The organism is Deltaproteobacteria bacterium, from assembly GCA_016874755.1.
In the GTDB taxonomy this organism is placed as follows: domain Bacteria; phylum Desulfobacterota; class Binatia; order UBA9968; family UBA9968; genus DP-20.
The window spans coordinates 1-17,693 of the sequence record VGTH01000050.1; the positions used below are offsets into that span (position 1 = coordinate 1).

Below are 17,693 nucleotides of genomic sequence, written 5' to 3' on the forward strand. Positions count from 1 at the left end.
AAGAGCTTCCGCAAACTGAACGCACCACAGCTTGTCGGAAAAGTAGCGCGCGGGACGAAGTATGACAATGGCAAAGAGATGAGGGTCGCCGCCTAGTATCTTTTTACACACCTATTGACAACGGCTCGCCGATGGTCGTTTGATTGACAATTGGCCCTCTAAGCTCATATCATCGCGGGTTTGTATATGAAATGCAAAATAGCAGGCTTTTCCATGAGATTTCATCAATGTGACGACATCAAAGTTGAGCTCAGTAGTCAGCCGCTGCTTCTTGCCACACGCAGAATGCTTTTCGCGCTGGTTTTAGCCATCGCGCTCTTGCACGCCATAGGTTCGGCGCCGCTAGTGTGGAGCCAGAGCATCGCGACGGTTGCCACGGTGCATATCGATCGTGCCGTGCTGGCCTACGATCAGGGCAAGTTCGACGACGCCCTGAAGGAGCTGCAAGAGGCGCTTAAGATCGAACCGGAAAACGTCGAAGCGCTGTATTACCAGGGCATCGTCTATCTGGCGCTCAATCGTCCGGCGGAGGCACAGGCGGCGCTTGAAAAGGCCCGCCGCCTGCGGCCGGGCAATAGCGACGTGGCATTCCAGCTCGGCGTGCTCTACTTCGGGCAGGAGAACTATGATCGCGCCGAACCACTGTTACGACAGGTCTACCGGGTCGAACCCCGGCGGCCCAATCTTGGCTACTATCTCGGGTTTATCGAGTACCGCGACAAAAACTATCGCGAAGCGGTGCGCCTCCTCGATAGCAATGTTGCCAGCGATGACAAGTTCGCGCAGTTGGCGAAGTTCTACTCAGCACTGGCGATGACATCGCTGGGGTTTCCGCGCGAGGGTCAGTCGGCGCTCGATCAGGCGCTGCGGCTCGATCCGGCGTCGCCGTTGAACTTGCCGGCGCAGCGTTTCGGCGAGGTTTTGCAGAGCGCGGTCGAACGCGAGAAGCGTTTTAATGGCGAGCTGCGCCTGGGGATTTTTTACGATACCAACGTGCCAGTCGTTCCGGCTGCCAGCAGCGATATCGTCGCCCAAGCGATCCAGCAGGGGCAGCGCAGAAGAAAAAGTGAAGGTGAGCTGGCGGCACTCAATTTGTCTTACACTTGGCTGAGAAAGCTCGATTGGGAGGGAACGATTTCGTATCGGTTTCTGCAAACGTATAACAATCATCTGACGGAATTTAATACTCAAGACCACACGCCAAATTTAAATATCGCTTACCGGACCTCGGTCGGCGGCATGCCGCTGATCGCCGGCTCGCAGTTTGCCTACGATTTTATCACCCTGGGTAACGCAAGATTCTCCCAGCGCGGCATCGTCAATCCCTATTTAACATTGGTGGAAAATCAGGGAACGACGGTGTCGAATTCGACAAACTTGCAGTTTCGCCTGCAGGCCAAGGATTTTTTCAACGATAGGAAAGTCACGCGCCGCGAAGTGCGCGATGCGATCAACTATGCGCTGGGGCCGCTGCACTTCATAGCGTTTGAAGACGGCCGCCACTACGCCAAGCTCGGCTATCAGTACGACTTTGACAAAGCCGAAGGCGAGGACTGGACCTACGCGGGGCACAGATTGCAATTTGGCGGCCAGTACACACTGCCATGGTGGGATGTGCGGCTGCGCTATGATTTAGACTTGCACTGGCGCGCGCACAAGTATCGCCATAGTCTAATTCCCGCCACGGCTACCGGCACCGTGAAGCGGCGCGATGTCGAACCGGTGCATCAGTTCGGTGTGGCGAAAGATTTTTGGAATAACTTTACCGCCGGCATCGATTATCTATTCTGATGTGATTTTGACCGACACTACTCATCTTTACGTTCAGCAGCGCAAGTAGCGCACGGCGGCGGCCTACATGAAATGCACGAAGATCGAATTGGCGAGCAGTAAGCCTTTAGCCGTGAGCCGGAGAAAGCCGCTGCTCTCTTCTAGCAATCCTTCGTTGGTCCACAAGCCAATCTTTGGGTAAACACGCGCCGGAGGCTCGCCAAAGCGGCGGCAGAACTCTGCGACGGATATACCCTCGGTCAGGCGCAGACCGAGAAACATGAATTCGCCCATCGCTTTGTCGCGATCGATCGCTTCCCAATCAACAACCGCTGTGCCAGTGTCGTTCAGCTGAGCCATGTATTTACCGGGATTTTTCTCATTGCTCCACCGCTGCCCGGTCACCGCGTCGCTGCTGCGCAGGTAGCTGTGGGCGCCGGCGCCGAGCCCCAGATAGTCGCCGCTTTTCCAGTAGTTCACATTATGGCGTGAGTGATGTCCGGGTCTTGCGTAATTGGAAATCTCGTAGCGAACTAAACCCCCTGGCGCGAGCTTATTTTCGATCAGCTCGGCCATGGCGATCTCTTCGTCTTCACTCAAGTTCTGCATGCGCCCGGCGCGATACTCGTGGTGGAATGGTGTGCCCTCTTCGAAAGTGAGGTTATAGGCCGAGAGATGCGGCGGTTGGAATCCCAACGCCGTGTCGAGATCAGCTGCCAGCTCGTTGAGTGTTTGGCCCGGGTTGGCAAAGATCACGTCGAAGCTGAAATTTTCGAAGCCCGATTGGCGGACCACATGCAAAGCTGTTTTCGCTTCATCTGCCGAGTGAACGCGGCCGAGAAACTTTAACAGGCGTTCTTGAAACGATTGCACGCCGACGCTGATCCGGTTCACGCCGGCGTCTCGATAACCGGCAAAATTCGCGGCATCGACGCTACCCGGGTTGGCTTCCATAGTGATTTCGCAGGCGGCGTCGAGCGGAAACGTGGCGGCGACCCAAGCGAGAATCCTGCCGATGCTGGTCGGCTTGAAGGTAGACGGCGTGCCGCCGCCGAAGAAGATGCTCTGCAGCTCACGACCGCGCCAATCTCCTGCGGAACCGTAGTGCTCTAATTCTCGCACCAGCGCGTCCGTGTACTGCGCCTCCGGTATCTGTGGCACGACGTGCGAGTTGAAGTCACAGTAGGGGCACTTACTGACGCAGTAGGGAATATGAACGTAGAGTGAAAACGGCGCCGCCATCCGAGTTCATCTTAGTTGGCCTTCAACCGCACCGCAAGAAAGCGGTTGGCAGCCGCGTGGCGGATTGTGTATCGTGGCGCGAATGGTTTGGCGGAGGTGATGTAGCATGGCAATGGAACTGTTGACGGAAAGCTCCGGCGTCTTACAAAGCGCGGAGTCGCGCCGCTTTGCTTTCCACGGCGTCGGCGGCACGTTGTTCGGCATTCAGATTGTCAATTTGTTTTTGAGCATCGTGACATTGGGCATTTTCAGCTTCTGGGGCCGCGTCAAAGTTCGTAAGTACATGATGAGCCAGACTGAATTCGAAGGCGATCGCTTTGCCTATCATGGCAATGGCCAAGAGCTGCTCATCGGCTGGCTCAAGGCTCTAGTGTTTGTTGGAGTTCCGTTGCTGATTCTCACGTTTCTCTCCGCCGGCGCGCTGGCTTACCTCGCGGTTCTCGCCTTCATGCCGATCGCGGTGGTGAGCGCTAGGCGTTATCGGCTCAGCCGCAGCTCCTGGCGCAATATCCGTTTCTCGTTTCGCGGGCGAGTTTGGGATTTTGCTTTGCTATCGGTCAAGGGCTGGTTTCTGAGCGCGGTGACATTTGGCATCGCCTACCCTGTCTGGCAGAACTGGCGCCAAAGCTATCTCGTTTCCCATTCACATTTTGGCAATCAAAAATTCGACTACGACGGCCGCGGCAGCGAACTCATATGGAACTTTTTGTTGCATTTGTTGCTAACGATTCCGGCGCTCGGAATTAACTGGTTCTGGTATTGGGCGCGGCTGCAACGCTACTATTGGAATCATACGCGTTTCGGCGCGGCGCGTTTCAGCTCACAGGTCAGCGGCGGCGGCCTCTTCGGTCTCATGTTTGTCAATCTGCTGCTTTTGCTCGTTACACTGGGCCTCGCCTGGTCCTGGGTGCAGGTGCGCAACGCGCGCTACTACCTCGAACACCTGACCCTGGACGGCGCGCTCGACGTCGCGGCCATTATGCAGGACGCGCAGACGGCCAGCGCCACGGGCGAAGCGCTGTCAGGATTTTTCGATTTGGATTTTGATCTCGGCTAAGCAGGGATATAAACCAGGAGACACAGCGGGCCAATCTCGCCTCTGTGACATCGGTTCATCAGTGGCGAATCTTCCGAAAGTTTCCATATGCAACTCGAATGGCGTGGCCACTACCTTGACGGCAAAAGCGCTCAGCGCCGCGGTGCCGTCGTGCAGCTTCAAGCTTCGGGTCTAAGAATTACACTTGACGACGGCGCGCTGCTCGATTGGCCCTACGCTGAAATCAAACAAACCCAGGGGGCCTACGCCGGCGAGCAGGTGCGACTCGAACGCGGCGGCGAATTTGCCGAGGCGCTGCTAATTCAAGATAGCGACTTCCTCGCGACACTGCATCGGGTGGCGCCAAACCGAGCTGAGCGGTTCCACAATCCAGCCGATCGTCCCGCGCGTCTTCGCGCGACCATCGTCGCAGGGGTCGTGTCCATCGTCGCGCTGATTGCACTCTATCTCTACGGCGTGCCCGCGTTGGCCACCGCCGTGACCCCATTTGTGCCGGTTGCCTGGGAAGAGAAGCTCGGCGCGATGGTGATGGACCAGATGGTGCAACCGGAGAAGCAATGCAACGATCCGGTTCTGCGCAAAACAATCGACGAGATCGTTGCGAAGTTAACGGCCACAGTGCCCAACAGCCCTTACAAATTTCGCGTCTATTTAGTGAACGACCCCACGGTCAACGCTTTGGCAGCGCCAGGCGGATACATCGTGATTTTTCGCGGCTTGCTCGAAGCGACCCGGCGACCCGAAGAGCTAGCCGGCGTGCTGGCGCACGAGCTGCAGCACGTGCTCAAGCGCCACTCTACCAAGTTGATCCTACAACATGTGTCGACGGGGGTATTGATGTCGGCGTTTTTCGGCGATGTCAGCGGTTTGGCTTCGTTTGGCTTGGAAGCGGCGCAGACCCTGGCCTTGCTGCGCTATAGCCGCGGCCACGAAAGCGAAGCCGACGCAGCAGGTCTAAAGATGCTCAACGCGGCGGGCATTGACGGGAGCGGCATCATATCGTTCTTTGAGATCTTGCAAGCCAAATCCGGCGGTGAGCCCGGTTTCTTGAAGTACGTCTCGAGTCATCCCGATACCCAAGACCGCATTGCCCGACTCAAATCGTTGGCAGATCAAACAGAGCAGGCGGCAGCAAGACCACTGCGTTATGATTGGGCCAATGTGAAAAAAATCTGCGCGGCTCGCAGCACTCGTTAGAAGCGCAGAACCTCGTCGTCCTTTAGAACGTGCAGCTGTGGTCGCCTGAGTGCTTTGATCTCGGCGATGATCTCGCGGCGAAATTGCGGTTTCAAATGAGTGACATAAATTGGCGTTGCAGGGCGATTCAGCTTGTCGATTTCTCGCGCCAACATTGCCGGCGTTAAATGCCGGCTGGCCGCGGCGACGTCGCGCAATCGATTGGGAAAAGATGTCTCGATAACAACGCCTCCGAGGCTGTTCTGCTTCTTCGCCAGCGACCACACCTCACTTGTCGGTCCGGTGTCGCCGAGGTGCAGCAGCGTTTTAGTTTGGTTCTGTATGAAAAATGCGACACTTGGAACGATGTGATGCACCGCCACAGGCGTAATCCGATAGTTACCCACGCGGGTCGCCCGCTTGATTGGAAGCACACGCAGCTGCAGTACCGGCTTGGTCTGACTCGGACCTTTGATCTTAGTAAAATCCGGCCAAATTCCGTCGTTGAAAAAATATTTTCGCAAACCTTCAACGATCGGTCGTGTGCCCCATATATTGATGCTCGCCTTGCACTTGCCAAAAAGATTGTCAGCTAACGTGCCGAGCCCCATGACATGGTCGAGGTGGATATGGGTAACCAGGATGTTTTGGATTTTCAGTTGCGCCTGCCAGCTAAGCGCCCCGGTCACGCCGCCAGCGTCAATCAACAAAGTATCGTCAACGAGAAACGACGATAACCTGTGGCCAGGCAACTGGCCGCCCGAGCATCCCAATACGCGCAGTTTCATAGGAAAATGAATTTGTAGTCTAACCTGCTTTGAAATACTTGACTAGCGGAAAATCTGGAAAAACGGTAAATACCGACATGCTCCGAGCACGCTCCGACGATTTCTCAGCTCGCTCCGCCCCATATGGCTGATCCTGCAATTACGATTCGCAGCATTCCGCTCTTCTCTGCGCTTTCTCGCGAAGACATCGCCAAGGTGCTGGGCAAGCTGGAGGAAGTCTCCGTTCCATCGGGCGCGACCATCTTTTCTCAAGGCGACCAGGGAGACGCGTTCTACGTTATTCAATCTGGCGCAGTGCAGGTCATCGTCGAAGCGGCGGCGGGGCGGAGAGAAGTCGTCGCCGTCCTGGGCGCACAAGATGGCTTCGGCGAGATGGCGCTCCTTTCCGGTGAACCGCGCTCGGCGTCCGTGGTCGCCATCGCCGACACCTCGCTCTGGCGTTTGAGTCGCGAGTCATGGAATGAGCTGATCGAGAAGCATCCGTCCTGGCTGCTCCATTTCTGCGCCACCATTAGCAAACGGCTGGCGCGCCTCGACGCGCAATATTCTTATGGGCGCGATGCTTATCGGTCTTTGGCAGAAAACTATTACGCTTCCCGCACCAGGGAACATCAGCAGTTCCTGCGCCGCGCGGCGCTATTGGATTGGCTGGACGCGGAAACCGCAGGGAGCTTGCTCCGTGCCAACGATGCTGCCGGTTGTATCAGAGACCTGCAGACCAGCCAGCTGCCGCTCCTGCAAAGTGGCAGCGACCATCGGCTGGAGTTCCATCCGCTATTCGGCGAATTCTTGCGTGGCAGGCTCGCCGCCATCGAAGGTTCGGCGGGCGAGCGCGAGCTTCATGCGGATATCAGCGCCGGCTACGAGTCGTTAGCACAGTGGCCCCAAGCGATCGAACACGCGCTCGCCGGCGAGAATTGGCGCCGAGCACGAATGTTGCTGATCGAGCACTACGGCGGTGGCGCAGAAACCTCGGCAAATTTTGTTAAGACCGCCCTGGATCGGTTTCCAACGGGTTTTTTCCACGGCGACACCGCTTTGATTCAACTAAAGGCTGACGCAATGTTGGCCTTGGCCGATCCGCAAGGAGCCTATCGAGTCTATCAAGAAGCGCTGGCACACCAGCGTTCACACGTCGGCGTAGTTCAATATCAAAACATGGCCCGAGCTTTGTACGAGAGACGTGAGTACAACCAGGCCGTGCAGTGTTTGCGCAGCGCGCTCAAGATCCTCGAGCAGGACGTCGGCGAGCACCGTGGCCCGTCGCTGCTGCGCCAATCCGATGGCGAGCCAGGTGAAAGACCCTTCTCACGACAAAAAACGCGCTACAGCCCCGCGCTCCGCCTCCGGCGCATCGTCAGAAAACCCAGCCTCATTCGTTGGCTCGGCGGCATCGCTGGCGCCGCCATTTGGGCCTACTTTTGGTTCGGCACTCCCGCCATCGGTTTGGAACCTGCGGCGACAAAGCTGTTAGGGCTCGTCTGCTTGACACTCATCTAATGGGTGTTTTGGGTGTTTCCCGATTACGGCGTGGCACTCATCTTTGCATTGGGATTGATTCTGAGCGGTCTGGCAAAACCGGACATCGTGCTCGGCGGCTTTGCCAGCAGCTCATGGTTTATGACGCTGGGGGTGCTTGGCCTCGGCGTCGCCATCACAAGCTGCGGTCTGTTCTACCGATTGTCCTTGCAACTCGTCAGAGTCTTTCCTTTGAACTACTACTGGCAAATCGTCGCTCTCGGGCTCATGGGGGGCGTGGTCATGGCGCTGATTCCGCAGCAAAGCGCGCGCACGGCCATCATTAGTCAAATGCTCATCAATCTTTCCGAAAGCCTCGGCTATAAGAACCCGTCAAAGGCTTCCACTGGCCATTTCGCTGCCAGTTTCTTGGGCCTTGGTCAGTTGGGTTTCTTGTTCCTCACCGGTTCGACAACGAGCCTCATCGCCTACGGCCTCTTGCCACCCGAGGTGCAGGCTCGCTTTACTTGGGGTTACTGGTTTATCGCGGCAGTGCCACCTACCCTCGTGGTTATTTTCATCATTCTTGCAGCCACCATGATTCAATATCGGCCCGAGTCGCACGCTCGCGTTTCTTACAAGTTAGTCGAGACCCAACTCGGTGTCTTGGGTACCATGTCGAAGCATGAGTGCATCACTCTGTTGGTGCTGGTACTTACGATCGCCGGCTGGCTCACCGCCGGTTATCACAAGATCGATGGTGCGTGGATTTCCTTGTCGGCGTTTTGCGTTTTGATTGTCAGCGGTGTTCTAGAGAAAGGGTTAATCAAAAACGGCATCGACTGGGAAGTGCTCATCTACATGGGCGCGACCTTGTCGATTCCAACCCTATTAACACAAGCACGTATAGACAAATGGCTGGTCGCGGCAGTCTCGCCGCCGTGCTGCCCTTCGTCGATTGGCCGCTCATCTGCATTGTGGTGATCGCGCTGATCACCTACCTCGCAAAACTGATATTCACCAGTTTCCTGAAGGTAGTTACAATGATGGTGACTTTCCTGCCGCTGGCGCCCGCCATCGGCGTCAGCCCGTGGGTCATGGCGATAATTATTTTGATCGCTTCCGAGGTATGGTTCTTCCGCTCCCAAGTCGATTGGCACACGATGGCGACCGCAACCACCGATGGCAAAGGTGTTACCTATCCGTTGATGGCGCGCATCAACCCAATCTACGCCATCGCCTATATCGTCGCGCTCATCGCCGCGATTCCCTATTGGCGCTACCTGGGGCTCATCTCTCAGCCGCCTCAATGATATCGACAAGCTCGGCTGCAGCCAAAAGTATTTTAGCCTCGACCGTGGCGGGTTAATTGCCCTCCTTGAAAGCTCGTCATACGGACGCTAAGACTGAACTGTCCGATGGCTAAATTGATTAACCAAGATCTGGGCTCGCTCGAATACCAAACCGCGCTGACGCTCCAGGAAAAGCTCGTCGAGTCCAAACAACGCGAGCCTTCCGATGACATTCTTCTGTTCGTTGAGCATCCTCACATCTACACGCTCGGTCGCGGCGGCAAAGAGACGAACGTGCTGGCGCCACGGGAAGTTCCGGTTTACCGCAGCAGCCGCGGCGGGGATGTGACTTATCACGGGCCGGGGCAGCTCGTCGTCTATCCGATCATCGATCTGCGCTCGAAATTACGCAAGGATGTCCATCGCTACGTGCGCAATTTGGAAATGTCGGCGATTTCCACGCTGAAAGATTTCGGCCTTTCAGCGACTCGGCGCCCGCCGTATACTGGCATCTGGATCAACGATCGTAAGATCGCGGCCATTGGCGTAGCCGTAAAACGCTCGATCACGTATCACGGTTTAGCGCTTAACGTGAATACTGATTTGTCTTACTTTCAACGCATCGTTCCCTGCGGTCTGACCTGGGCCGATGTGACATCACTGCAGAAAGAACTCGGTGCGGCGCAGAATATGAACCTCGTCAAAGTACGCTTTCTTCACAACTTCGCGAAAGTCTTTGGCTACCCGGAGGTTCAAGAACCGTCCGAAACTCCGAGCAAACCCGAAACCCGAAACTCGGAACTCGAAACTATTTGAACCATGCCACGCCGTCACCCCGACTGGATCAAAGTCAAAGCCCCGGGCAACCCCAACTACATGCGCCTGAAGAAACTCATGCGCGAGAAGAATCTTCACACCGTCTGTGAAGAGGCGCGCTGTCCGAACATCGGAGAATGCTGGGGCAACAAGACCGCGACGTTTTTGATTCTGGGCGACACCTGCACGCGTGGCTGCCGCTTTTGCGCCATCGACAAAGGCAAGCCGCTGGCGCTCGACCCGGAGGAGCCGCGCAATGTGGCACTGACCGTCAAAGACTTGGGGCTCGAACACATCGTTGTTACGTCGGTAAACCGCGACGATCTGCCCGACGGCGGCGCTAACCATTTCGCTAAGACAGTCTTCTGGATCAAGAGTTTGAATCCGGGCATCCGCGTTGAGCTCTTGATTCCCGACTTTGAAGGCAATCTGGACTCACTGCGTACGGTTGTCAGCTCAGGTATCGAAATTTTGAATCACAACATCGAAACCGTACCGCGCCTCTATGGCAAAGTCCGCCCGGGGCACACCTATGAATGCTCGGTGAATATTCTGAAGACCGCAAAAGAAATGCGGCCGGACGTGCTCACAAAAACCGGCATGATGCTCGGCGTGGGCGAGTCCAAAGAAGAAGTGATGACGACATTGCAGGATCTGAAAGAACGCAACGTTGACATCATCACCCTCGGCCAATATCTGCAACCCTCGTCGAAGCTAATGAAGGTCGAACGCTATCTGCACCCGGATGAGTTCAGGGAATTCAAAACCGAAGCAGACAAGCTAGGCTTTCGTCATGTAGAATCCGGCCCGCTGGTGCGCAGCTCGTACCACGCGTGGAGCCATGTGGGATAGCAGATTGGTGTGATGAGTAGCGCTTCCTGCCCCCAGCACGCCAGCAATCCAATCAGATCGAAAAAACATTTGCATTTGCGTCAACCGCAGATCGCTTGGTTCAAATTTCTTTGAGTTTTCCGGTCAACCAGCGCGCCGTTCGTAGCAGCCGCGCATCGCCGCCACGCGGGCCGACGAGCTGCACGCCGATGGGTAAGCCGTTTGAACTTTGCATGAGTGGCAAAGTGATGGCAGGCATGCCAAGCAAAGTCCAAACCGAACAGAATGTCGGATCGCCGGTGGAAGATAACCCCTTTGGCGCCGCGCCGGGCGCGGTTGGGGTGATAATCGTGTCGTAGCGCTGCTCGAACAATTCCACGAAGCTCTCGTTGGCCGCTTCCGCCTGTGCGCGGGCGCGCAGGTAATCCGCCGCGCGCACTTCTTGGCCGCGCTCGATCTGGGTTCTCAACGCCTCAGAAAGTTTATCGCGGCCTTTGTCCCATTCACGATGCAGATTTACCGCCAGTTCGGCGCCGAGAATCGCGCGATGCCAATCCCACGCATCGGCTGCCGAGGGAAACAACTCCACTTCTTCGATTTGCGCTCCCAACTCTTCGACTAGTTCGCTGAATCCTTCTTTGCTCTCGCTGTCGACGCGCTCCCAATGGGGCGTTTTGACAAAAGCGAACATGGGCGCGAGCGGCGGCTCTTCGCGCGAGGTTTCAAGAAAAGGAATCCGCGCCCGCGGCCGCGTGTCGGGATCGTTTTCATCGAAGCTGACCAGCTGCTCAGCCAGCAGGGCGACGTCGTCAATTGTTCGCGCGAACACGCCGATATGATCCAGCGTGCGCGAGAGTTGCAGCACGCCGTGACGGGAAATCATCCCATGCGTCGGTTTGAAGCCAATCACACCACAAAACGCCGCGGGACGGATCACCGAGCCAGCCGTCTGCGTGCCCAGCGCGAGAGGCACCATGCCCGCGGCCACGGCCGCCGCTGAGCCGCTGGAAGAGCCTCCCGGCGTGTGCTCGGCGTTGTGCGGATTGTGGGTTTTTCCCGGCGAGAAAAACGCAAACTCCGTTGTCACCGTCTTGCCTACGATCACCGCACCAGCGGCGCGCAAGAGTGAAACCGTCGTTGCATCGCGCGACGGCGTGCGGCCAGAGTACAACACCGAGCCGCACTCGGTGGGCATGTCGGTGGTATCGAAGATATCTTTGATACCGACAGGCACACCGTGCAGCGGCCCGACGGGTTGGCCGGTCAGACGGAATTGGTCCGCGGCGCGCGCCTGCTGCAACGCGTAATCCGGATCGAGAAACGCCCAGGCCCGCACCTGTGCGTCGACGTCGCGAATGCGCGCCAGGCACGCCTCGACGAGCTGTTCGGAAGAAATCGCCCCTTCGCGAATCAAGCGCGCGGCATCGACAGCGGAGAGGAGATGGAGATTGGTCGTGTCCATTGGCGTTATACAGAGGGCGACCAGCCGGTCACCCCTACCGCTAATTGCCGTAGAGAAACTCCGGCAGCCACAGCGTCATGCCGGGCCAGATGTACATGCAAATCAAACAGAGCACGACGATCAACATGTACGGCATCATGCCGGCAAAAATCTGGTTGAGCGTAACATGGGGCGGCGAGACGCCTTTCAAATAAAAGGCCGACATCGCCACCGGCGGCGACAGAAATGCCGCTTGTAAGTTCACCGCGACCATCGTGCCAAACAGGATCGGATCGACGTTAAAGTGGGCTAAGAGCGGAATGAAAATCGGACAGAAGATGACGATAATCTCGGTCCATTCCAGTGGCCAGCCCAAAAGAAAAATAATCAACTGCGCAACGAAGAGAAAACCCAACGGCGAGAGATTCATGCTCAGCACCCAGCGCTCGATCAAGCCCTGGCCGCCGTGCAGCGCGAAGACGCTGGAGAAAAGCGCCGAACCGATGAACAGCCAGCAGACCATCGCGGTAGTCTTCGCGGTGAGAAAGACCGCTTCGTTTAAGTTGCGGCGTAGGTCTTGTGATTTGCTCAGTCCCATCGCCCAAGGGATGACGGTGCCAAAAAAAGTCGCGCCGAGGGACGCCGACACGAGCAGCGGCACGAACTCACCGCGGCGCAAGCCCAGCGCAATGCCGACGATTGCGCCGAGTAAACTCCACCACGCCACCGGCCGGGGAAATTTTGCCATCGCCGCCAAGTAAAGCGCGCCCAATGCGCCGATGGCCGCCGACTCGGTGGCGGTGGTTATGCCGAACAAAATCACCGCAAGAACGATGATCGTAAGCACGCCGAGGGGAACGACCGAAGCAACCAGCTCGCGGAGAATCTCGAACTGCTCGCCGTCCATGCGCCAGTAATAATAGGTCAGCAACAATCCGAACAGTGCCGCAAAGGCCCAAAACCAACTATAGAAGTTCGCGGGAATTTTGCTCGTCGCAGCGGCGGCTGGCTCAGCAACCGAAGTCATCTCGCGCGGCGGCCCTTCGGACGGCGGCGCGGGAGCGATCTCCACCGGGCTGCCGGCGGCGCCGAGCTCCTGGGGTTTCTCGTCGGCTGGCACCGTAGATTTCTCAGCCGCTTGGCCCAGCTCCACGGGCTTCTCCGCCACGGCGCCAAGCTCCTGGGGCGCTGCTTCTGCAGCGGGCGCGGGCGCGGCCACGCCTGCCTGCTCCTGTAGCGGCTTTGCCGTGCTGACGGTTGCCGGCGCGTTGTAAATCACGACGTACCACCAGGTCATGGCCAAAGTGCCGGCGCTAAGCGCCAGCGGCACCATCAAAGTGAGCACCGTATTGACGACGAAACCGTAGCCGATGGGCTTGCCGCCCGCGGTCTTCGCGCCGCGCAACAGACTCGGTCGAAAGAAAGCGCCGAGCAGGCCACCGAACACACGCTTTGCCGGCCCGCGCTCGAGCCGCTGCAGCCAATCGGGAACGTTCAAGCGATACTGGTCCTCGGAAAGCTTGGGCGCGATTTTCGGATTGATGATCGCCCAGCCGAGAATGTAGACGAGATATAAAAAAGTCAGAAAGAAACCCGGCAGCATCGCCGCAGCGTACAGTTTAACGATCGACTGACCGGCCACCGCGGCATAGACGATCAACATGACCGACGGCGGAATCAGAATCCCCAGCGTGCCACCTGCGGTGATCGCGCCGGAAGCGAGCCGGACATCGTAGCCGGCGTTGAGCATGGGGCGCATGGCGATGACGCCCATCAACACGACCACGGCGCCGACGATGCCCGACGCGATGCCCCAAAAAGCGCATACGAGTAATGTCGTCACCGCCAGCGACGCCGGCACGCGGCGAAACGCCAACTGCACAGCGTGAAACATGCGGTCGACCAGCGCCGCGCGCTCCATGACGTAGCCCATGAAGACAAACAACGGCACGGATAATAAAGTATCGTTAACCATCACGCCGTAGGTGCGCTGCACCATGAGGTCGAAAATGCGATTCTGCCACCAGTGCTGTGTCGGATCCCAAAAGGCCACGGCACCAAACAGCATGCCGACGCCCATGAGCGTAAACGCCGTCGGAAAGCCCATCATGATCGCCGCCACGATGAGCCCGAGCATAATCAAGCCGAGTACCGGGTCGCTCATGGCTTTTTCTGCTCCTTGATGTCTGTCACAGTAACGGCACTGCGATGGCGCGCCGCTTCGTCGATGGCGTGGGCCGATTTCAGCGTCGCTTGGCGCGATTCTTCATCGATAAACTCGCTCTGCGAAAGCTGCGTCTCTATAACGTCGATCTCTTCGACGTCGTGCAGCCGCGCCGGCCACGCGCCGGTCTTGAGACAAACAAAGCAGCGCAGAATTTCAGCGAGGCCCTGCAGCATCACCAGTGCGCCGGCGATGGGAATGAAAGTTTTGAAGTGATACACCGGCGGACCCGCCGCGGTGACGGTGGAATGTTCACCGATGCGCCAGGACTCAGCGGCGTAGCCGTAGCCGGCGTAGGCCAATGCGAGAATTCCCGGCAGAAAAAACAGCAAGTAAAGAATCAAATCGAGCAGCGCCTGGGAGCGCGGCTTTAAGTAGATGTAAACGAAATCGGCGCGCACGTGGCCGGCCAAGGCCAGCGTGTAGGCGCCGCACATCATGAACAACGTGCCGTAGAGCATGTTGTTCAAATCAAAAATCCACGCCGTCGGCGCATTTAAGATGTAGCGCTTGAAGACTTCGACGGAGACCACGAAGGTCAAAACCACGATCAGCCAGGCGAATAACTTGCCGATCCAGTAGCTGATGCGGTCCGCCGTTCGGATGAGAGCGAGTGCATTCATAGACAAACAAAGACGCCAGCCATCCGGCAAATACCGGTTGGCTGGCGTCTTCTCTAAGACCGAAGAACGAGCCTAGCCTTTCCTAGCACCGAAATAATGGTTGTAGGCCATGCGGCGGTCGACGACGGTGTCCAGCTCCCACTTCACCGCGCGCTGCGCAAAGGCGCGCTGCGAGTCGGCGATCTCTTTGAACAATGGATTATCCGCAGCCTTCTTCGCCGCCGCCGCGTCATAGGCAGCCAGTTGCTGGCGCAGCACACCGGCCGGCGTCTGGTAAAAACGCACTTTGTCCTTGGTCTGCATCTCGATGTAGTCTTTGGAATAGCGATCGATGGCCTTCCAGGACATCTCCGCCGATGCCGCCTCGACGGCGTTTTCGATGATCGATTTCATCTTCGCCGGCAGCGCGTCGTACTTGCCCTTGTTGAACATGATCTCAAACTGCTCGGCGTTCTGATGGTAGCTCTGCAGCATGCAGACTTTGGAAACATCGGGGAAGCCGAGCATCCGGTCGGAAGAGGCATTGTTAAATTCCGCGGCGTCGAGCAGACCGCGATCCATCGCCGGCACGATCTCACCGCCCGGCAATGCGTTGACCGCCGCGCCCATACCGGTGAACACGTCGGTGGAAATGCCGACGGTGCGGAACTTGAGTCCTTTAAAATCATCCGGCTTGGTGATCGGCTTCTTGAACCAGCCCAAGGGCTGGGTCGGCATCGGTCCATAGGGTAACGACACCACGTTCATGCCGATGGAGTTGTAAAGCTTGTTGAGCAACTCACGCCCGCCGCCGTAACGATGCCAGGAGAGCAGCATGTTGGCGTCCATGCCGTAGGCGGGGCCGGAGCCCCACAGCGCCAGCGCCGCCTGTTTGCCGTAGTGATAAACCAACACACCGTGGCCGCCATCCAGCGTGCCTTTAGACACCGCTTCGAGCAAACCGAAGGCAGGCACCACCGCGCCGGCCGGCAGCACTTCGATCTTCAAATCGCCGCCGGTCATGTCATTGACCTTCTTGGCGAAGTCCTGGGCGAACTCATGAAAGATGTCTTTCGCGGGCCAGGTGCTTTGCCAACGCATCGATGTCGCGCCCTGCGCCTTGACGATGTTGGGAAAACCAAGTACCGCGGCTCCGCCCGCCACCACGGCGCCCTTGAGAATACTGCGCCGCGAAAGCTTACTTGCCTGCGGCTCCTGCTTCTTTGCTTCTTCAGCCATGAATTTGCCTCCTACAGTCAGAAAACTAATTTCACTGATTTATAGTACGGATGGGCAATTCACGTCAATGTCGGATTACCCGCAAAATCGCAATTTACGGCTTTGGCAAAAAGCCTCTCAGAGTCAACTCGGCGCCAATTACACCAGCACTTTCGGGCAACATAACAATGACCAAACATCTCCGCAGCAGCATGGCTTTGCTTAAGTTGACACTCGCCAGGTCCACGGGCTAGGTTCCAGGACGTAAAGTTCACCGTCGACTCATGAACCGCACAGAGCTCATCAGCGCGCTGCGCAATGCCATCGGCGCGCGTTATGTCTTGATCGAGAACGAAGACAAGATCGTTTACGAGCAGGACGGCTCGATCTTTCAGATCATGCCTGAGATCGTCGCCGTGCCCGCCAACACCGCAGAGGTCTCCGCCGTGGTAAAAATCGCCAAGCAGGCCGGCGTGCCAATTGTCCCGCGCGGCTCGGGCACGGGTCTGGCCGGCGGCTCGGTTCCTGCTGAAGGCGGCATCGTCGTTTCGCTGTCGCGCTTGGATCGCATTTTGAAAATCGACCTGGAGAATCGCATCGCCATCCTCGAGCCCGGTGTGATCAACGTGGACGTCACTAAAGCCGTCATCAAAAACGGCTATTTTTACGCGCCCGACCCCAGCAGCCAAGCAGCCTGTTCCATCGGCGGCAACGTCGCCAACAACTCCGGAGGGCCGCACACGCTGGCATATGGCGTCACCACCAACCATGTGCTCGGCGTGGAGATCGTGTTGGACGACGGCGAAGTGGTCTGGCTCGGCGGTGAAGTGGCGGATGCGCCGGGCTACGATCTCTGCGGCGTTTTCGTCGGCTCCGAGGGCACCATGGGCATCGTCACCAAGGTAGCGGTGCGGCTGATGCCGACACGCGAGGCGGTGCGCACTCTGCTGGCTATCTTCGATAGCATGGACAACGCGACCCAGACGGTGGTCGATATCACCGGTGCCGGCATCATTCCGGCGGCGCTCGAAATCATGGACCGCACAACCATCGAAGCAATCGAGCGCGGCGCCCCGGCGGGACTGCCGCGCGACGCCGAGGCCGTGTTAATCGTCGAAGTCGAAGGACTGCGCGAAGGCATCGACAAAGCCGCGGCTATTTCGCAGACGATCTGCCAAAAAAATCATGCGCGCGAAACCCGCATCGCCAAAGACGAGAGCGAACGGCAAACACTTTGGAAAGCGCGCAAGGGTGCCTTTGGCTCCATGGGCACGCTGGCGCCCAATTACTACGTGCAAGACGGCGTCGTGCCGCGCAGCCAACTCCCCGAAATGATGCGCCGCCTCGCCGTTATCGGCAAAGAGTTTAATTTGATCATCGCCAACGTCTTCCATGCCGGCGACGGCAACCTGCATCCCAACATCGCTTTTGATATGCGTGAGCCAGGCGTTCTCGATCGCGTCGTGGCGGCCGGCGCCGCAACGCTGCGCGCTTGCATAGAACTGGGCGGTAGCATCACCGGCGAACACGGCGTCGGTCTAGAAAAGAAAGCTTACATTGGCTTGCTGTTTAACGAGATCGATCTTGGAGCGATGACCCGCGTGCGCCAAGCGTTCGACCCCGACGGGCGCTTCAACCCGGCAAAACTTTTTCCTACTCCCGCAAGCTGCGGCGAAGTACGCCTGCAGCAGGCGCCGATTCCGGCGGGACTATGGATTTGATCAGACTGTTTCGAGTTTCGGGTTTCGAGTTTCGGATTGGTTCCGGAATTTCGAACC

The 17,693-nt window shown here is 57.7% G+C and carries 15 protein-coding genes; 9 read left to right on the forward strand and 6 right to left on the reverse strand.

The annotated features are described in order from the left end of the window. Positions 1 to 186 precede the first annotated feature (186 nt). Positions 187 to 1,791: a tetratricopeptide repeat protein gene (locus FJ145_22590; protein ID MBM4264198.1), complete on the forward strand. Its 1,605-nt coding sequence runs from the start codon at positions 187 to 189 to the stop codon at positions 1,789 to 1,791. Between the two features lie 63 nt (positions 1,792 to 1,854). On the opposite strand, the gene hemW is transcribed toward FJ145_22590, so the two are convergent. Then, positions 1,855 to 3,012 (reverse strand): radical SAM family heme chaperone HemW, encoded by a 1,158-nt coding sequence (gene hemW, locus FJ145_22595; GenBank protein ID MBM4264199.1) that lies wholly within the window; start codon positions 3,010 to 3,012, stop codon positions 1,855 to 1,857. A gap of 106 nt (positions 3,013 to 3,118) precedes the next feature. Here hemW and FJ145_22600 point away from each other — a divergent pair, with 106 nt between their 5' ends. Continuing rightward, positions 3,119 to 4,069: a DUF898 domain-containing protein gene (locus FJ145_22600; GenBank protein ID MBM4264200.1), complete on the forward strand. Its 951-nt coding sequence runs from the start codon at positions 3,119 to 3,121 to the stop codon at positions 4,067 to 4,069. An 87-nt stretch (positions 4,070 to 4,156) separates the two neighbouring features. Further along, complete coding sequence (locus FJ145_22605) at positions 4,157 to 5,266, forward strand: M48 family metallopeptidase (protein MBM4264201.1); 1,110 nt, start codon at positions 4,157 to 4,159, stop codon at positions 5,264 to 5,266. Here the strand turns inward: FJ145_22605 and FJ145_22610 are convergent. After that, a complete protein-coding gene (locus tag FJ145_22610) occupies positions 5,263 to 6,033 on the reverse strand; it encodes a 3',5'-cyclic-nucleotide phosphodiesterase (GenBank protein MBM4264202.1) in 771 nt (256 codons plus the stop codon). The genes FJ145_22605 and FJ145_22610 overlap by 4 nt on opposite strands. 123 nt (positions 6,034 to 6,156) lie before the next feature. Here FJ145_22610 and FJ145_22615 point away from each other — a divergent pair, with 123 nt between their 5' ends. From FJ145_22615 to lipA, 5 genes are all read left to right on the forward strand, one after another. Next, positions 6,157 to 7,533 (forward strand): cyclic nucleotide-binding domain-containing protein, encoded by a 1,377-nt coding sequence (locus FJ145_22615; protein MBM4264203.1) that lies wholly within the window; start codon positions 6,157 to 6,159, stop codon positions 7,531 to 7,533. Between the two features lie 3 nt (positions 7,534 to 7,536). After that, entirely contained in the window at positions 7,537 to 8,475 is a 939-nt protein-coding gene (locus FJ145_22620) for a hypothetical protein (GenBank protein ID MBM4264204.1), read from the forward strand. A 59-nt stretch (positions 8,476 to 8,534) separates the two neighbouring features. Next, positions 8,535 to 8,804, forward strand: coding sequence for a hypothetical protein (locus FJ145_22625; GenBank protein ID MBM4264205.1), 270 nt, complete (start codon positions 8,535 to 8,537; stop codon positions 8,802 to 8,804). 105 nt (positions 8,805 to 8,909) lie between these two features. Next, positions 8,910 to 9,599, forward strand: coding sequence for a lipoyl(octanoyl) transferase LipB (gene lipB, locus FJ145_22630; protein ID MBM4264206.1), 690 nt, complete (start codon positions 8,910 to 8,912; stop codon positions 9,597 to 9,599). Between the two features lie 3 nt (positions 9,600 to 9,602). Further along, a complete protein-coding gene (gene lipA / locus FJ145_22635) occupies positions 9,603 to 10,451 on the forward strand; it encodes a lipoyl synthase (GenBank protein MBM4264207.1) in 849 nt (282 codons plus the stop codon). A 100-nt stretch (positions 10,452 to 10,551) separates the two neighbouring features. Here lipA and FJ145_22640 read toward each other — a convergent pair whose 3' ends face one another. The 4 genes from FJ145_22640 to FJ145_22655 form a co-directional block, all read right to left on the reverse strand. Next, positions 10,552 to 11,892: an amidase gene (locus tag FJ145_22640; GenBank protein ID MBM4264208.1), complete on the reverse strand. Its 1,341-nt coding sequence runs from the start codon at positions 11,890 to 11,892 to the stop codon at positions 10,552 to 10,554. Positions 11,893 to 11,932: 40 nt separating this feature from the next. After that, the gene (locus FJ145_22645) at positions 11,933 to 14,035 is read right to left on the reverse strand and encodes a TRAP transporter large permease subunit (GenBank protein ID MBM4264209.1); all 2,103 of its coding nucleotides are present in this window, start codon (positions 14,033 to 14,035) and stop codon (positions 11,933 to 11,935) included. Then, positions 14,032 to 14,718 carry a TRAP transporter small permease subunit gene (locus FJ145_22650; protein MBM4264210.1) on the reverse strand — a complete coding sequence of 229 codons (687 nt, stop codon included), beginning with the start codon at positions 14,716 to 14,718 and terminating at the stop codon, positions 14,032 to 14,034. The genes FJ145_22645 and FJ145_22650 overlap by 4 nt, the downstream gene beginning before the upstream one ends. Before the next feature lie 72 nt (positions 14,719 to 14,790). Beyond that, positions 14,791 to 15,936 (reverse strand): C4-dicarboxylate ABC transporter, encoded by a 1,146-nt coding sequence (locus FJ145_22655; protein MBM4264211.1) that lies wholly within the window; start codon positions 15,934 to 15,936, stop codon positions 14,791 to 14,793. Between the two features lie 263 nt (positions 15,937 to 16,199). Between FJ145_22655 and FJ145_22660 the strand changes: the two genes are divergently transcribed. Continuing rightward, entirely contained in the window at positions 16,200 to 17,636 is a 1,437-nt protein-coding gene (locus FJ145_22660) for an FAD-binding protein (GenBank protein MBM4264212.1), read from the forward strand. Positions 17,637 to 17,693 lie beyond the last annotated feature (57 nt).